13 protein-coding genes are annotated in these 14,457 nt (G+C 62.7%); 8 read left to right on the top strand and 5 right to left on the bottom strand.

Features of this window, described 5'->3' with window-relative positions:
- Window position 1: 1 nt before the first annotated feature.
- The gene (locus Q0877_RS06145) at window positions 2–1,408 is read right to left on the bottom strand and encodes an ABC transporter substrate-binding protein (RefSeq protein ID WP_299166500.1); all 1,407 of its coding nucleotides are present in this window, start codon (window positions 1,406–1,408) and stop codon (window positions 2–4) included.
- A 292-nt stretch (window positions 1,409–1,700) separates the two neighbouring features.
- On the opposite strand from Q0877_RS06145, the gene Q0877_RS06140 reads away from it, so the two are divergent.
- On the top strand, window positions 1,701–2,867 hold the full coding sequence (locus Q0877_RS06140) for an ROK family transcriptional regulator (RefSeq protein ID WP_299166499.1): 1,167 nt from the start codon (window positions 1,701–1,703) through the stop codon (window positions 2,865–2,867).
- On the opposite strand, the gene Q0877_RS06135 is transcribed toward Q0877_RS06140, so the two are convergent.
- A complete protein-coding gene (locus tag Q0877_RS06135) occupies window positions 2,864–3,466 on the bottom strand; it encodes an SGNH/GDSL hydrolase family protein (RefSeq protein WP_299166498.1) in 603 nt (200 codons plus the stop codon). The two genes, Q0877_RS06140 and Q0877_RS06135, sit on opposite strands and share 4 nt — an antisense overlap.
- A 51-nt stretch (window positions 3,467–3,517) precedes the next feature.
- Here Q0877_RS06135 and Q0877_RS06130 point away from each other — a divergent pair, with 51 nt between their 5' ends.
- A complete protein-coding gene (locus Q0877_RS06130) occupies window positions 3,518–5,275 on the top strand; it encodes a class I mannose-6-phosphate isomerase (protein WP_299166497.1) in 1,758 nt (585 codons plus the stop codon).
- Here Q0877_RS06130 and Q0877_RS06125 read toward each other — a convergent pair.
- Window positions 5,272–6,174, bottom strand: coding sequence for an ROK family protein (locus tag Q0877_RS06125; RefSeq protein ID WP_299166496.1), 903 nt, complete (start codon window positions 6,172–6,174; stop codon window positions 5,272–5,274). The two genes, Q0877_RS06130 and Q0877_RS06125, sit on opposite strands and share 4 nt — an antisense overlap.
- 101 nt (window positions 6,175–6,275) lie before the next feature.
- On the opposite strand from Q0877_RS06125, the gene Q0877_RS06120 reads away from it, so the two are divergent.
- A complete protein-coding gene (locus tag Q0877_RS06120) occupies window positions 6,276–7,412 on the top strand; it encodes a LacI family DNA-binding transcriptional regulator (protein WP_299166494.1) in 1,137 nt (378 codons plus the stop codon).
- A 90-nt stretch (window positions 7,413–7,502) separates the two neighbouring features.
- On the opposite strand, the gene Q0877_RS06115 is transcribed toward Q0877_RS06120, so the two are convergent.
- Window positions 7,503–8,171, bottom strand: coding sequence for a ThuA domain-containing protein (locus Q0877_RS06115; RefSeq protein WP_299166493.1), 669 nt, complete (start codon window positions 8,169–8,171; stop codon window positions 7,503–7,505).
- On the opposite strand from Q0877_RS06115, the gene Q0877_RS06110 reads away from it, so the two are divergent.
- The 4 genes from Q0877_RS06110 (at window position 8,159) to corA (ending at window position 10,987) form a co-directional block, all read left to right on the top strand.
- Window positions 8,159–8,872, top strand: coding sequence for a nucleoside/nucleotide kinase family protein (locus Q0877_RS06110; protein ID WP_367182140.1), 714 nt, complete (start codon window positions 8,159–8,161; stop codon window positions 8,870–8,872). The genes Q0877_RS06115 and Q0877_RS06110 overlap by 13 nt on opposite strands.
- Window positions 8,873–9,041: 169 nt before the next feature.
- Window positions 9,042–9,533 (top strand): DUF2975 domain-containing protein, encoded by a 492-nt coding sequence (locus Q0877_RS06105; RefSeq protein WP_299166491.1) that lies wholly within the window; start codon window positions 9,042–9,044, stop codon window positions 9,531–9,533.
- On the top strand, window positions 9,533–9,766 hold the full coding sequence (locus Q0877_RS06100) for a helix-turn-helix transcriptional regulator (RefSeq protein WP_299166490.1): 234 nt from the start codon (window positions 9,533–9,535) through the stop codon (window positions 9,764–9,766). The genes Q0877_RS06105 and Q0877_RS06100 overlap by 1 nt, the downstream gene beginning before the upstream one ends.
- A gap of 204 nt (window positions 9,767–9,970) precedes the next feature.
- The gene (gene corA, locus Q0877_RS06095) at window positions 9,971–10,987 is read left to right on the top strand and encodes a magnesium/cobalt transporter CorA (protein ID WP_299166489.1); all 1,017 of its coding nucleotides are present in this window, start codon (window positions 9,971–9,973) and stop codon (window positions 10,985–10,987) included.
- 6 nt (window positions 10,988–10,993) lie between these two features.
- On the opposite strand, the gene Q0877_RS06090 is transcribed toward corA, so the two are convergent.
- A complete protein-coding gene (locus tag Q0877_RS06090) occupies window positions 10,994–12,040 on the bottom strand; it encodes a D-2-hydroxyacid dehydrogenase (RefSeq protein WP_299166487.1) in 1,047 nt (348 codons plus the stop codon).
- A gap of 129 nt (window positions 12,041–12,169) precedes the next feature.
- Here Q0877_RS06090 and Q0877_RS06085 point away from each other — a divergent pair, with 129 nt between their 5' ends.
- Entirely contained in the window at window positions 12,170–14,245 is a 2,076-nt protein-coding gene (locus Q0877_RS06085; protein WP_299166486.1) for an HNH endonuclease signature motif containing protein, read from the top strand.
- The last annotated feature ends 212 nt before the right edge of the window (window positions 14,246–14,457 follow it).

The raw sequence follows: 14,457 nt of genomic DNA, 5'->3' as shown, positions 1-14,457 counted from the left end.
CTCACTCGAGGGAGTCCTGGATGGAGCTCAGGGTCTCAGCAGCCTGCTGAACGGCTGTCTCCGGGTCCACTCCGCCGTTGGCTACCTCGGCAACAGCGTTGGCTATGGGCAGTTCGCCCAGGGCCGCTCCGGCCAGGTCACCCTGTCCCTGGGGAATGCCCCAGAGGAGCAGGTCATCCACGCCGGTCTGCAGGGCCTGGAGAACCTCTTCGGAGTAGAAATTTTCCAGTGGTTCCTTGCGGTCTACACCTGCGGGGAGGGTCTGCCAGGCGTCTGAGAATTCGGTCGGGTTCTCGGCTGTGCCGAAGCGCACCGGAACCTTGCCTTCAGGCGCGATTGCCAGCCAGTCCACGTAACCGTCACTCATCATGTACTCGACGAACTGCTTGGCCGGCTCCGTGTTGGCGCTGGCCGTGATGGACCAGTTGGTGATCTGGCCGAACTGGGCCGGTGTGCTGCCGTCAGGACCGACGATGGCGGGGACCACGCCGGTGTTCTCGGCAAGGAACGCAGGGTTGTCCGCACATTCGGGGCAGGTGGGCAGCGCGTCGTCGCGCAGGCCTGCCATCTCGTCAAGCACGAAGGTGGACCAGATGAACATGGCGGCTTCACCCGCGAAGTAGTTGGCACGCACGGTGTCCACGTCCTGGGCACCCGGCACCGAGTAGTTCTCGATGAGGTTGCCGTAGAAGTCGAGCGCTCCAACACATTCGGGGCTGTCGAAGACGATCTCGCCGGACTCGTTCACCATCTCACAGCCGTTGCCGAGCGCAACGTGCTCGATCGTCTGCTGCGTGAAAGCGTCACCCGGTGCGGTGGCGCCTACAAAGCCCGCCATCTCGGGTGAGTCCAGAGCCTCAGCGGCGGCGAGGATGTCATCGTAGGTTTCCGGTGCCGGCAGGCCCGCCTCTTCGAAAAGATCCGTGCGGTAGTAGAGAAGCTGAGCCCAGGACTCGCTGGGAATGGCGAGTAGTTCATCGCCGTCCCGGTTCAGTTCAAGCGCCCTCGCTGAGAAGGTGTCTTCCCCGAGTGCTTCAAGCACCTCTGCGGTGGCCTGAGTGTTTACGAGGTCATTGGCCCCGAGAGTGCGAACCTGTGTCAGGCCGATGGAACCGATGACATCCGGAAGTTCACCCGCTGCCGCTCCTGAGGTGAGCACCTGGTTGAACTGATCTTCGGCCACGCCCACCAACTCCACCTGGATGCCGGTGTCGGCCTCGAAGTTAGCAATGATCTCCTCCGTGGCCGCAACGCGGTCGGGAATGGTGTCAGTGGTCTGGACGACGATGGACTGCCCTTCGCTGTCCGCCTCACCGCCGCCGCCCGAGCACGCCGCGAGCGTGCTGACAGCCAGCGCTGCCACCGCCGCGGAAGCGGCGACTCTCCGTTGGGAGGTCCTGATTTTCATTCGAAGCTCCTTCTTGCTCTTCATGGAACAACGTTGTCCATGCGCGCTGGCCGGGTCCGATCCTCTGGTCGTTTTCCGGCGGACGCTATGTTGTGCGGACATCTGACGTCGAAAGGTGCTGGTGACCGTGTGGTCGCTATCACCAACTTATGCCCAAACATTAGCCGGATGAGTAGTGGCTGTCGAGCAGTAGTGAACAAATCGTTATCCTTAACATGAGCCTTGGATGTACTTTTAACATTCACTGTTTCGTAAAGGGATACTCTTTACTCTGCCCATCAAGGAGCTCACGATGACGGTTGGACCGGGGGAGGTTTTCGACCTCATTCGCTACGGTCATGCCCGCACCCGCGGCGATTTGCAGGAGGTCACCGGGCTCTCGCGTATGACCGTCGCCCAGCGGGTCGATGCGCTCCTGGCCGCCTCCCTTATCCGTGAAGCCGGATCGGACCGGCCCTCCGGCGGCCGGAGGCCCACGCGGCTTGAGTTCAATATCGAGCATTCGGTTGTGGTGGCTGCAACGGTGGACACCACGCACTCGCACATAGCGCTCACCGACCTGGCCGGCCGGATCCTCGCCGATGACAGCATTGACCTTGCTGTCGTCGACGGACCGGAGAAAGTGCTGCACGGCATCGTCGAGTCGATTCACAGGCTCCTGGAGCGAACCGGCACGCCGACGGGAAGAATCTCGGGCATCGGTATCTCGGTCCCTGGGCCGGTTGATCCGCGGACGTCCCGCCCCAGCCAGCCGCCGATTATGCCCGGGTGGGATGCCTACCCGGTCGCGGAGTATCTACATGACGCGCTGCCGGTTCCGGTCCTTGTTGAGAATGACGCGAATGCGATGGCGCTCGGCGAACACACCGTCGGCTTCAAGGACTGTTCATCGATTGCGCTCGTCAAGATCTCGACGGGCATCGGAACCGGGATTGTCATCAACGGGCGGGTGTACCAGGGGATCGACGGCGGTGCCGGCGACATTGGACATGTGCGGTTGGGAGACCACCCCGACGTCGTCTGCCAGTGCGGTGCGCGGGGCTGCCTCGCCGCTGTGGCGAGCGGCCGGGCCATCGCGCGCCAGCTCACTGAGCTGGGAGTCGAGGCTTCTTCCGGGAGGGATGTGGGTGAGCTGCTCGCACGCGGAAACGTTGAGGCGCTGCGTCTCACTCATGAGGCAGGCCGCCGCATCGGCGAAGTGATGGCCACGGTGGTGTGTCTCATCAACCCGGGCGTGCTGCTGATCGGCGGAGCACTGGCTTCCTCCTCCCTGCTCAGCGGTGTTCGCGAGACGCTATACCCGATGTCCCTCCCGCGGGCCACCCGCAACCTGGATGTTCGGCTGGCCACCCTTGGTGACCGGGCTGGAATCATCGGAATGACGCGGATGGTGGTGGACGAGGTCTTCGCCAGCAAGGCGATCAACGCCCGCCTGAACGAACCTGCTCTCGCCCGCTAGCTCCTGCGACTCGCGACGGCGTGAAGTACCGCCTGTGCGAGGCAGGCGTGCCCGGCGTCGTTCGGATGAACCGTGTCCTCATGGAGCATGAGTTCCGCGTCCCAGTGGTCGGTTTCGGCCAGTGCAACGAATGAGTATTCGGCGCTGGCCCTTCTCAGGACGCTGTTGTAGTCGTCGACCAGCTGGTTGTTGCCGCGGTTATGGGGCGGGTAGAGGCTGAAGTCCACGAGGTAGGGCTGGGCGACGGCCACCACCAGCGAATTCGGCGACGTGCGTCGCAGGGCAGTCAGGATCCGCCGCAGCACCCCGGAGTATCCGGAGAGGGCGAACGATTCTTCGCCGTGGAGTCGCAGGTCGTTGAGCCCGGTCATCACCACATACAGCGGCGCGGGCGGCGGCGGGCTTGAAACCACGAGTTCAGCGGTCGCGGTACTGCTGCTTCCGCCGACGGCACGGTTGTCCAGGGCAAGCTCAAGCTCGCGGGCGGCCAACGCGGCGAACGACGTCCGGCTGAAGGACGCACCGTCGCCGGCCACCCAGGAGTGCCCGTAGGACACCAGGACCGGAGGTGCTTTGTCGCTATCGGCGTTGGAGTGCATGCTGGTAACGTTATCAAAACCAGTGCCACGAGGAAGAAGGCGGCCAGAGTAATGAGCTCATACAAGAAGTTTCCCCGTATCACCGTTCCCGGGGAGCCGCGACTCTGGACCGGGGAAAACGCGTGGCAGGAGGTTGCACGCCACCCGTCGTCGTCGGTGATCGTCGTCGACACCTACCCGGGAGTCCGTCTCGATGAGTTGCAGGATTTTCTGGCGCAGGCGCTACCCGGCCGTCGGGTCATCGACGTCGAGGATTACGCGGCGCTTCCTCTTGCCGAGATCGACCGGCTTATCGAGCCGAACCTGACGGATGACCGCGTCTTCGGCGTGCTCAGCCATTTCACGCTTTCGGATTTCTATGATGCGCAAAAGCTGGCGGAACTGGCACAGGAGGTGTCGACGTCGGACGCTCCGGTGGTGCTCATCGGCTGGGGGGCCGCATTGGTTCCCGTTTCGAACCGCACCCTTGTGCTGGCCGATATGGCGCGCTGGGAGTTGCAGCAGCGGCAGCGAGCCGGTGCGCCGAACTGGCGTTGCGACAACGGCGCCGAGGACACCCTGCGTAAGTACAAGAGAAGCTTCTTCGTGGAGTGGCGGGCGGCCGACCGGCACAAACGCGCGCTGTTCGCCGAACTTGACTACGTACTCGACACCAACAGCAGCGTGCGCGAAGGGAAACTGATCACCGCCGATACGTTCCATCGCGGCATGGCAACGGCCGTGTCCGCTCCGTTCCGGGTGGTGCCGTTCTTTGATCCCGGCGTGTGGGGAGGCCAGTGGATGAAAGAGGTCTGCGGCCTGGATCCGGACGCTGACAACTATGCGTGGTGCTTCGACTGCGTGCCCGAGGAGAACAGCATCCTGCTCGACGTCGGAGGCGAGGTCATCGAGTTGCCCGCACTGGATGTGGTCCTCGCCCAGCCGCGCAAACTGCTCGGTGCTCTGACGCACGCGCGGTTCGGTGCCGAGTTTCCGATCCGGTTCGACTTCCTCGACACCATGGGTGGCGGCAATCTCTCGCTGCAGGTCCACCCCTTGACCGAGTACATCCAGGACCGCTTCGGAATGCCCTACACGCAGGACGAGAGTTATTACCTGCTCGACTGCGATGAGGACGCCGTGGTGTACCTCGGCCTCAAGACGGGCACTGACCCGGATGCCATGATCACAGAGCTGAAAGACGCGGCCGACGGCGGCGGCTCCTTCCCTGCCGAAAAGTACGTAAATGCCTTCCCGGCGAAAAAGCACGACCACTTTTCCATTCCCGCTGGAACGGTCCACTGCTCAGGCGCGAACTCCATGGTGCTCGAGATCTCCGCCACCCCTTACATCTTCACGTTCAAAATGTGGGACTGGGGCCGGCTCGGGCTGGACGGACGCCCGCGGCCTATCCACCTGGACCACGCAATCCGCAACATCCAGTGGGACCGCAATACCGAATGGGCAACCGAGCAGCTGGTCGACCAGGTGCAGGAGGTCGCTTCAGGGCCGGGGTGGACGGAGGAACGCACAGGCCTGCACGAGCTCGAGTTCATCGAAACCCGGCGCCACTGGTTCACAGGCGTCGTAGCGCACCATACAAACGGCACGGTGAACGTGCTGAATCTGGTTGAGGGTGCGGAAGCAATGGTTGAGAGTCCGGACAATGCCTTCGAACCGTTCGTGATCCACTATGCGGAAACGTTCATTGTCCCGGCCGCAGTGGGCGCCTACACCATCCGCCCTACCGGCGCGGCGATTGGGCAGCGGCTGGCCACAGTGAAGGCCTATGTGCGTGGGACTGAGAGGCAGCCGGCTCTCAAGGGTTAGCGGTTTTCAGTTACCCAGTGCGCGGCACCGATCAGGCACGCTTCCTCGAAACGCTCCGAGCGGATCACCGGAAGGTGCTTCAGCTGCGGCCTCACGGACGTGAGACCGTGCCGGACGGCGGGGTGCACGATGTCCCAGGAACCGGCCATGGATCCACCGATGACAAGGATCTCTGCTCCGAAGTCGTGAAGGTACGGGGCAATCGCTTCGCCGAGTGAGGTGAAAGCCTGCCTGAGCACGTGTGAGGCCGCGCCGTCGCCCTGACGGCTGCGCTCTGCTATCTCGTGGACATCGTGGTCTCCGCCCGCCGTTTTCGAGTACCGCCGCCGGATGGCGCGGCGTGAGACAGAATCCTCCAGTGCGCTGCCACGGTATTCAATGAGGTGGCAGGACCCGTTCGGCGGGACGCCCGGGCCTGCCTTGGCGGGGACTCCGTTCACGAGGAAAGCGGACCCGACGCCGGTGCCAAGAGTGATGCAGGCAAGGCGCGCAGGAGTTGGGCGGAGTAGTGCATACTCGCCGATCCCGAAGGCGTCGGCGTCGTTGAGGAAGGCGATGCTGGTGACCAGCGCGCCGAGTTCCACGGTCAGGTATGCACCGACGTCAATGCCGTTCAGCGCTTCGAACTTGCCGACATGCTCGTAGCGGCCGATGCCGTTCTCATAGTCGAAGGGTCCGGGAAGCGCTATGCCCCACCGGGTGTTGTGGCTGTTGCCGAGGAGGCGGGCCGCCTGCACAACGACGTCGAGAATCACCTTGGCGGACGCATGCGCGTCGAGCGGCAGTCTGAGGAGGCTTCCCGCGGGCGCGGACCAGCCGTCGTCGTGCTGTTGCACCAGGGCAGCCGTTACATGGGTGCCGCCGATTTCCAGCACGGGAATTGTTGCCTGTGTCCTCACAAGGCAACTTTCTCATCCGGATGGCATCTTTCTCATCCGGACGGGTATGGGCATCAGATCGAGCGCGGCACGCTGCTCGCCCCGCTTGGTAACGTGATCGTGTGCCCTCGTCCCCTCCGTCCCCGCCGTCGGGTCCATCGGATTCGTCGCCTCCGCCGGCTTCGTCGCCTCTGTCGGTTTCAGCGGCTTCGTCCCCGGCGTCTCCTTCGTCTGCGGCGTCTTCTAGGTCTGCGGCGTCTCCTTCGTCCCCGACGGTTCGCGATGTTGCGGCGCTCGCCGGCGTCAGTCCCATGACGGTGTCGCGCACCATGTCGGGCGGCCGGAATGTACGGCCGGAAGTGCAGGTACGGGTGCGCGCGGCAGCGGATCAGCTGGGATACCGTCCGAACCAGAGTGCGCGGAACACTCGGCTGCGCCGGCCAACCGGGCTCATTGGAGTGGCAGTAACCAATCTCGGTAACCCTTATTACGGGCAGTTTGCCCTCGGAATCGAGGATGTTGCAGCCCAGAATGGCCGGCACATCCTGATTGGGAACACGCGGGAGGATCCGTCGAGGGAACGGGAACTGCTTGATGATTTTGCGGGTCGTCAGGTTGAGGGGCTGATCATTGTTCCTGCCGGAAACGGGCTGTCCGTCCTCGGCGAAGGGCAGGTCACCTCATCGATGCCGTTGGTCCTTGCAACGCGAGCCGTCCAGGGTGTGCGCAGCGATACGGTGCTCGTCGACGACGTGGGCGGGGCTGTTGCGGGAACCACGGCGTTGATTGATGACGGTCACTCCCGCGTTGCCTTTCTCGGCGATATTTCTGGGATTCCGACGGCGAGGCGGCGCTTCGAAGGGTTCAACAGTGCGCTGGATGCCCGGGGTTTGGGCTTCGATGAGTCGCTGCTTTATTCTGTTCGGGACGCTGATTCCGCTTTGCAGGCGGTTGCCGGCTCGCTCGGTGGGCACAATCCGCCTACTGCGTTCTTCTCCACCAATAACCGGACGACGGTGGGGGCCCTGCGCGCGGTCTGGAATCACCGGCGGAACCATCCCGGCCTGGAGGTTCCGGCGATCGCCAGTTTCGACGACGTCGAGTTGGCGGATCTGTTGGACGTGCCGCTGACGGTCATGTCGCACGACCCGCGGGCTCTTGGTGCACAGGCGGCCCGGATGCTGTTTGAACGGCTCGCGGGCGATGCGCCGTCAGAGCCGCGCACTATTTCGATGCCGGTGACTGTTCAGCGGTACTGACTTCTGCTCCTGCTCTGCTTGTACTTCCTGCTCCTGCTGCGTGTTCCTAGGGCGAGCAGCCAGTCCACTGCGTGCGTCAGCAGCTTGTTCCTATTCGAGTAGCCAGTCCACTGCGCGCGTCAGCAGCTCACGGTGTTCCGGTGATTTGTAGGATGCCGCATCGTGGCCGAGCGCGTCGTAGAAAGTTCGCGCCGATCCGGTCTCGACCTGCCGTTCCAGCGACCACATCACCGGATGCAGGTGGCCCTCGTGTTCGTGGCGCGCGTGAACCACAACGTCGGGCGAGGTGCGCAGCCAGCTGTAGCGTTCGTCGTCGAGCGTGAAATCCGGAACGCCCACCGGGAAAGAGCCTTCGAGCAGGATGTGCGCCGCGCCGTACTCAGGGTGCATCGAGACACCGCGCACCCACTGTCCTCCGGCGGCCTTCTCCCACGACTCCGAGTCGGTGAAGCTCGTGGAGCTGGAATGAAGGGCGAGCAGCGGCCGGCCGCCGGCCACCCAGGCGTCCATTCCGGCATGGGCTTCCTCAGTACCCGGGGCCGTACCGCCGTCGCGGGGCAGGCCGACGTTGACGACCAGCAGGTCGGGCCAGGCGGAAGGGTCCCGGAGGCTCGCAAGGGAGGTGTCGACGTCGTCGGCAGTGTTCACCGTTAGTCCGGGGTCCTCAAGGAGGCTGGCCACCGCGGCGGAAGTCTCCGCGAAGGGGTGCCAGGGGTCTGCGTACCGGCCGGTGCCGCTCAGGAGCAGTGCTGTTGTCATGGGGTGACCGCCTTTGTGTACTGGAGCTGTCGGTGAGTTCTACGTGTCAGGATAGCCGGGTGACTCTCGCCGATCTTGTGAAGCGAATCGAGCGGTTGTCGGCGTCGGAGGGTAGCGCCGTCGTCGTCGGAATTGCGGGTGCGCCGGGAGCGGGGAAGACCACCCTTGCCGAGCAGCTTCTGGCCATTTTGAACCGTGACGAGCCGCAGCCGGAGCGGCAGCGGTACGCACACGTGCCGATGGATGGGTTTCATCTGTCGGACGCGGAACTGGTGCGGCTTCGCCTGCTGGAGCACAAGGGCGCTCCCGAAACCTTCGATGCCTACGGCTATGCCGCGCTTCTCAAGCGTCTTCGCGGGCCACGCGATGCTGTGGTTTACGCTCCGGGTTTCGAGCGGACGATCGAGCAGGCGATTGCCGGCACACTTCCGATCTACCCGTCCGCCCGGCTTATCTTGACTGAAGGCAACTACCTGCTCCTCGACCAGCCGGGATGGAGCGAGGCCCGGGAGCAGTGCACTGAGGTCTGGTACTGCGAACAGGACGATCGACTGCGGGTTGAGCGGCTGATTCTGCGGCACATCACGTTCGGGAAAAGCCCCACTGCGGCCGCGGACTGGGTTCAGCAGGTTGATGAACCGAATGCCCAGCTGATCGAGGCGACGAGGGCTCGTGCGGACCTGGTTCTGCGCGTCGAGTAGAAGGACGCGCACAGAACCGCCGGGTAAGTGCAGGATCGTTGTTTTGACGGCAGCGTCGTTTGCACCAACCCGGCGGTTCTGTTGCGTCCAGGCCGTCCCGGTTGTCTTGGTTGACCACCTATCGACTTTCGATATATTCTCCTTGTAAATCAATCGAAGGAGAACCCTGATGGGTAAGTTGGCCATCCTCGCATTACAGGTCGTCATCGCGATGGTGCTCGCGGGTTCGTTGTTCGTTCAGCTCTGGATGGTGCCGCTGATCTCGACGGATCTGGAGGAATCGGGCGTGCCTGCCGGGTTGCGCATCACGTTCAACGCCATCGTGGTCTTTGGCATTCTGACGGTTCAGGTAAGTGCGATCTGCGTCTGGAAACTGCTCACGATGGTCCGCAGCGGAACGGTTTTCTCGAATCGGTCTTTCCGGTATGTCGACATCATCTTCGGCGCCATCGCCGCCGCTTCCGTGTTGGTATTCGCGCTGGCAGTTCTTCTCGCCCCGGGGGAAATCGCTCCAGGAATCATCCTGTTGATCTGCGGTGCGTCGCTGTTGATCGGTGGCGTTGCGCTGATTGTGCTGGTCCTTCGGGTTCTGCTCGCGCAGGCTGTAGCACGCGACGCCGAAGCAAAAAACCTGCGTGATGAACTCGATGAGGTCATCTGATGCCGATCATCGTGGACATTGACGTCATGCTCGCCCGGCGCAAGATGCCCGTCGGTGTGCTGGCTGAACGCATCGGTATCACCCCCGCCAATCTGGCTGTCCTGAAGAACGGCCGCGCCAAGGCCGTCCGCTTCACCACCCTTGAAGCCATCTGCGAGGTCCTGGAATGCCAGCCCGGCGATGTGTTGCGGTGGGAGCCTGACGGCTCGCCGGACATCAATCAAAGACAATAACGACGACGGCGACGACGACAGCGGCGACACCCCAAGCCAGGCTGCAACATTCGCGGGGACGTCGTAGCTGTGGCGCTGATCTACCATCTCCAGACGGCGAACTGACTTTTCAAGTGCGGCATTGCGCGGAGGGTAGTGCGTGAGAGACTCGCCTAAGCCTGGAGCGCTCGAATTTCCGGGACTACCGAGAGTAAGGACAGCAGGGTGGCCATCGTTGACAACGGCGTGTATGTGAACGGTCGCCGGACCGCCGATCCGCAGAACCTGGATGAGACGTTTGAGCTCAAGCGTAATAACGCCGGCATGGCCTGGATCGGGTTGTACCGCCCGGATGGTGCTGAAGTTCAGCGCGTGGCGGATGAGTTTGCGCTTCATGAACTTGCCGTCGAGGATGCGCTTCACGGCCACCAGCGTTCCAAGCTTGAGCGTTACGGGGAAACCCTCTTTGCAGTCCTCCGACCGGCCCGGTACCTCGATGCCGAGGAGATGGTGGAGTTCGGGGAGCTGCATGTCTTCGTCGGCCCCGATTTCATTGTCACCATCCGCCAGGCCGAGTCGCCCGACCTCGCGAAAGTGCGACGACGGCTCGAGGCGCAACCAGAGCTGCTGGCCCTTGGACCCCAGGCGGTGCTCTACGCGATCCTGGACGAGGTGGTGGACCAGTACGCACCCGTCGTCGCGGGCCTTGAGAACGATATCGACGAAATCGAGGACGAGCTTTTCAGTTCGGCTCCTGATGTTGCACGCCGCATCTACGAGCTTTCCCGCGAGGTGATCGGCGTTCAACGTGCCACCCACCCGTTGCGGCCGATGCTCGATGCGCTCCTGGCCGGCGCCGACAAGTACGGCATGGATTCGGAACTGCAGCCCCGTTTGCGCGATGTGCAGGATCACGTGATCCGCGTGATCGAGCGGGTGGACTCCTTTCGTATCCTGCTCCAGAACGCCCTCTCGGTCCATGCAACTCTCGTAACTCAACGGCAGAACGAGGAGATGCGTCATCTCTCCGAGGCGAGCCTTGCCCAGAGCGAGGAGGTCAAGACAATCTCGTCCTGGGCTGCGATCCTTTTTGCACCCACCCTGGTGGGAACCGTCTACGGGATGAATTTCGAGTTCATGCCGGAGCTGGATTGGGTTCTGGGCTATCCATTTGCGCTTGCGCTCATGTTGCTGATGGGCGTTGGCTTGTACCTGACGTTCAAACGCAAGAAGTGGCTGTAGCGCCCGTCAGTAAAACTCCACAGTGTCCACAACGTTGAGCAGGGGTTCGCCGTCGAGCAGTCTTCGAGCGTTTTCGGCGAACAGCTCGGCAATCTTGCGCTCCTCCTCCTCGTAAGTGCCGGCATTGTGCGGACTGACGACGACGTTCGGAAGGTTCCATAGCGGGCTGTCGGTTGGAAGCGGCTCCTGTTCGAATACATCGAGCGCGGCAAATCCCACGCGCCCGTCCGTCAGCGCGTCGATCATTGCCTCCTCGTCCACGGTGCTGCCCCGACCCACATTGACAACGGTGATGCCTTCCTTCACCTGTTCGAACAGCTCCCTGCTGAGCATGTGCCGGGTCGACTCGGTGAACGGCAGGCATAGCACCACTGCGTCAACGTCCCGAAGAAGTGCGCCGAGGCGGTCGGGAGGGAGAGTCCTCGACACCCCTTCGGCGTGAACTTCGCGTCGATGCACACCGACGACGTCGGCCCCCAACGCACTCAGCTTGCGCGCAACAGCGCGTCCAATGCCACCTAGTCCGACGACGGCGACCCGTTGGTTCGATACCAGAGGCACCGGGCGTCGTGCTCCCCACACCTGGCCGCGCTGGTCCTTGAGCAATTGGGGCAGCCCCTGGGAGCCGGCGAGCACGCCGAACACAGCGAATTCGGCAAGGGGTTCGGCGTGAACACCACCCGAGGTGGTGAAGGTGACGCGCTGCAGCTCCTCGGAGGTAAGTCTTGCCGCCTTCACCTGACTGCCGCCACCTGCCGGGGTGGTGTGCACCCAGCGAAGCCGCGGATTCGAGCGGACTGCACGGCGCAATTCCTCGCCGGACTGGCCCGGCACCCCATACAGGGACTCAGCGCTATCGATGAGGCGCTCGTATTTTTCCTGCTCCGGTGGGGTGCGCCGGAAAGCCTTGTCGCCCTGATGATCACCGGCGTAGAGCTGTGGCGGAAGCAACAACTGGTCGCGTATCAATTCGACCCGCGGCTCCAATTGCTCAATGAGTTCACAGAGTGATTCGGGTAGGGGAGTGGGAACAAAAACGCGAAGTCCAGCCATGGTTCTCCTAGCGAGTAGGGTTCTCATCGAAGCATATGGGACCCCACCGACAACGCTGTTTCAGCTCTGATGACGGGCGACCACAACGGGTCTCACGAAATTGTCGGTGGCAGGTGTTTGACTGTTTTCATGACGTTGGAAGCGGAGCTGGAGTGCTCATCGGTTCAGGCCGATGACTATGCCTGGCACGACTTCCTCACCGAGCGTGACTTTCGGCCGGAAGACCTCTGGGAGTTCGACTGCGAAGCCAGGGCTACCGGATTGCCTGGTCCGGTTCCGGAATATCCGACAGTGTTCCCTGAAGATCCTGAAGGCTCTCAACCCCAACCGGGTGATGCGCAACCCCGCGGTGAAGAGCAGCAGCGTGAGGCGGAACTTTCCCAATTGGTCTGGGAGCTCGTGCCTTCCACCACCGACGACGGCGAGGACGAGGGCGAGGACGAGGACGCTGACGACGGTGTTGACGCGGACGGTGACGACGGCGTTCATCCGGACGGGGACGACGGTGTTGACGCGGACGGTGTCGACGCGAACCGTGCGTATCCCAAGTCGGGTGCTGGTCTGACCGGCAGGGTGGTCCTCGCGGGGCTCGAGGGGCTTGAGCTCAATGACGCCTCAGAGACCTTGAAGGACCTGGCTGGGCTTCGTTCCTGGATCGATGCAATGGAGGCGCGAGTCGTCTCGACTCTCGCCAATCTCACCCACGACGACGTCTCGCCGCGTTTTTCAGGCGGCGATCGAGGGGAGGAGATGGCGCGGTCTGTTGCGGCGTCCGAAGTTGCGCTCACCTTGAATATTCCGGAGCGGACTGCAACTCGTCTGGTCGACGAGTCCGTCGACCTGGTCGTGAAACATCCGGCCACCCTGAATGCATTGGAGTGTGGGTCAATCTCACGCCGTCACGCAGTCCTTATCGCGGATGAGTCGCTCGGAATGCCGAGTGAGGCCCTGCTGGGGTTCGAGCGTGCCCTATTGGATCTAGCGTCCGGGATGACCGTGCCCAAACTGGCGCGCCGCGCGCGCCGACTCCGCGAGATGCATCATCCGGACACTTTGCCCATCCGGAAGGCGAAAGCAGTATCTGAACGCCATGTTGAGGTGCAACCGGCTGATGACGGTATGGCTTGGCTGCATGCGCTTCTTCCTGCAGAACAGGCATGCGGAATCTACCAACGGTTGACTGCAACTGCGCGGAAACTTAGGGTGCCTGAAGAATCCCGCACCCTGACGCAACTTAGAGCCGACGTCCTTACGGATCTGTTGACCCACAACTGCCCCGGCGATGAGATGTCAGTATGTCCCAGCGGCGCTCCCGGCACCGGCAACAACGGAGACGACAGCGCAGTGCAAAGCGGCAGGGCTGGGTCTCCTGGGGTTGCAATCGGACAGAGCGGCAAGCCGGCGTGGCAGGGCATTACCGCCCACGTGAACATCACCGTGCCGGTTTTGGCTCTGCTTGATGTCCTTCCCACAGATGCCAAAAGGGACAACAACGCAGCCAACAGGGCACCTGGCAGCGGGTGCAGCAACGTAGATGGCAACGCGGTGCGCGAGGCAGGCAACACTGACAGCAACGCGGTCAGCGAGGCAGGCAACACTGACAGCAACGCGGTCAGCGAGGCAGGCAACACTGACAGCAACGCGGTCAGCGAGACAGGCAACACTGACAGCAACGCGGTCAGCGAGACAGGCAAAGCAGACAGCAACGCGGTCAGCGATGGAAACTCCGTGGGAAGTTACCCGGTGGGGCGCTACCCCGAAGAAGGCAATAACGCCCGCGGTCTCAACCAGTTCGCAGAGCTGGAGGGTTACGGCCCCATCGATGCCGAAACCGCCGCCCGGCTAGCAGCGCACGCACCTTCATTCACGCGAATTCTCACCCATCCTGTCACCGGATCTGCGCTGGACGTCGGGCGCGAAACGTATCGACCGCCGAAACACCTGCAGGACTGGGTGAGGGCTCGCGATCGAACGTGTCGACATCCGGGTTGCAACAGAGCGGCGGTCAGCTGCGAAATCGACCATACCGAGCCATGGGCAAGGGGCGGATCCACGAGCCACTGCAATCTCGCGTGCTTTTGCCCCAAGCACCATATGTACAAGTCAGAAGGGATTTTCGGGTATCACCAACCGGAGCCGGGATGCATCGTGGTGCGTACCCGAGCCGGAACAATTCGCACTTCCGACCCCGAGCCGCCCTTTTGACCGGTAAGTTCCTAAGCAGAGACCAGACCTAGCAGATCGAACGCCAACCCCCGGCCCGCGAAACGGAGACGCTATGCCCGAACAACTTCAGCACCCTGAGCAATCTGAACAGCTCCAGCACCCTGAGCAATCCGAACAACTTCAGCACCCTGAGCAACCCGAACAACTTCAGCACCCTGAGCAATCCGAACAGCTCCAACACTCTGAGCAAT

The organism is uncultured Arthrobacter sp., assembly GCF_947495145.1.
Taxonomy (GTDB): Bacteria; Actinomycetota; Actinomycetes; order Actinomycetales; family Micrococcaceae; genus Arthrobacter_D.
This window is presented reverse-complemented; position numbering and strand designations above follow the sequence as displayed.

Excerpts from the sequence above, each read along its gene's own strand:
- Q0877_RS06145 (WP_299166500.1), bottom strand. The coding sequence starts at position 1,408 with ATGAAAATCAGGACCTCCCAACGGAGAGTCGCCGCTTCCGCGGCGGTG.
- Q0877_RS06140 (WP_299166499.1), top strand. The coding sequence starts at position 1,701 with ATGACGGTTGGACCGGGGGAGGTTTTCGACCTCATTCGCTACGGTCAT.
- Q0877_RS06135 (WP_299166498.1), bottom strand. The coding sequence starts at position 3,466 with ATGCACTCCAACGCCGATAGCGACAAAGCACCTCCGGTCCTGGTGTCC.
- Q0877_RS06130 (WP_299166497.1), top strand. The coding sequence starts at position 3,518 with ATGAGCTCATACAAGAAGTTTCCCCGTATCACCGTTCCCGGGGAGCCG.
- Q0877_RS06115 (WP_299166493.1), bottom strand. The coding sequence starts at position 8,171 with ATGACAACAGCACTGCTCCTGAGCGGCACCGGCCGGTACGCAGACCCC.
- Q0877_RS06105 (WP_299166491.1), top strand. The coding sequence starts at position 9,042 with ATGGGTAAGTTGGCCATCCTCGCATTACAGGTCGTCATCGCGATGGTG.
- Q0877_RS06100 (WP_299166490.1), top strand. The coding sequence starts at position 9,533 with ATGCCGATCATCGTGGACATTGACGTCATGCTCGCCCGGCGCAAGATG.
- Q0877_RS06090 (WP_299166487.1), bottom strand. The coding sequence starts at position 12,040 with ATGGCTGGACTTCGCGTTTTTGTTCCCACTCCCCTACCCGAATCACTC.
- Q0877_RS06085 (WP_299166486.1), top strand. The coding sequence starts at position 12,170 with ATGACGTTGGAAGCGGAGCTGGAGTGCTCATCGGTTCAGGCCGATGAC.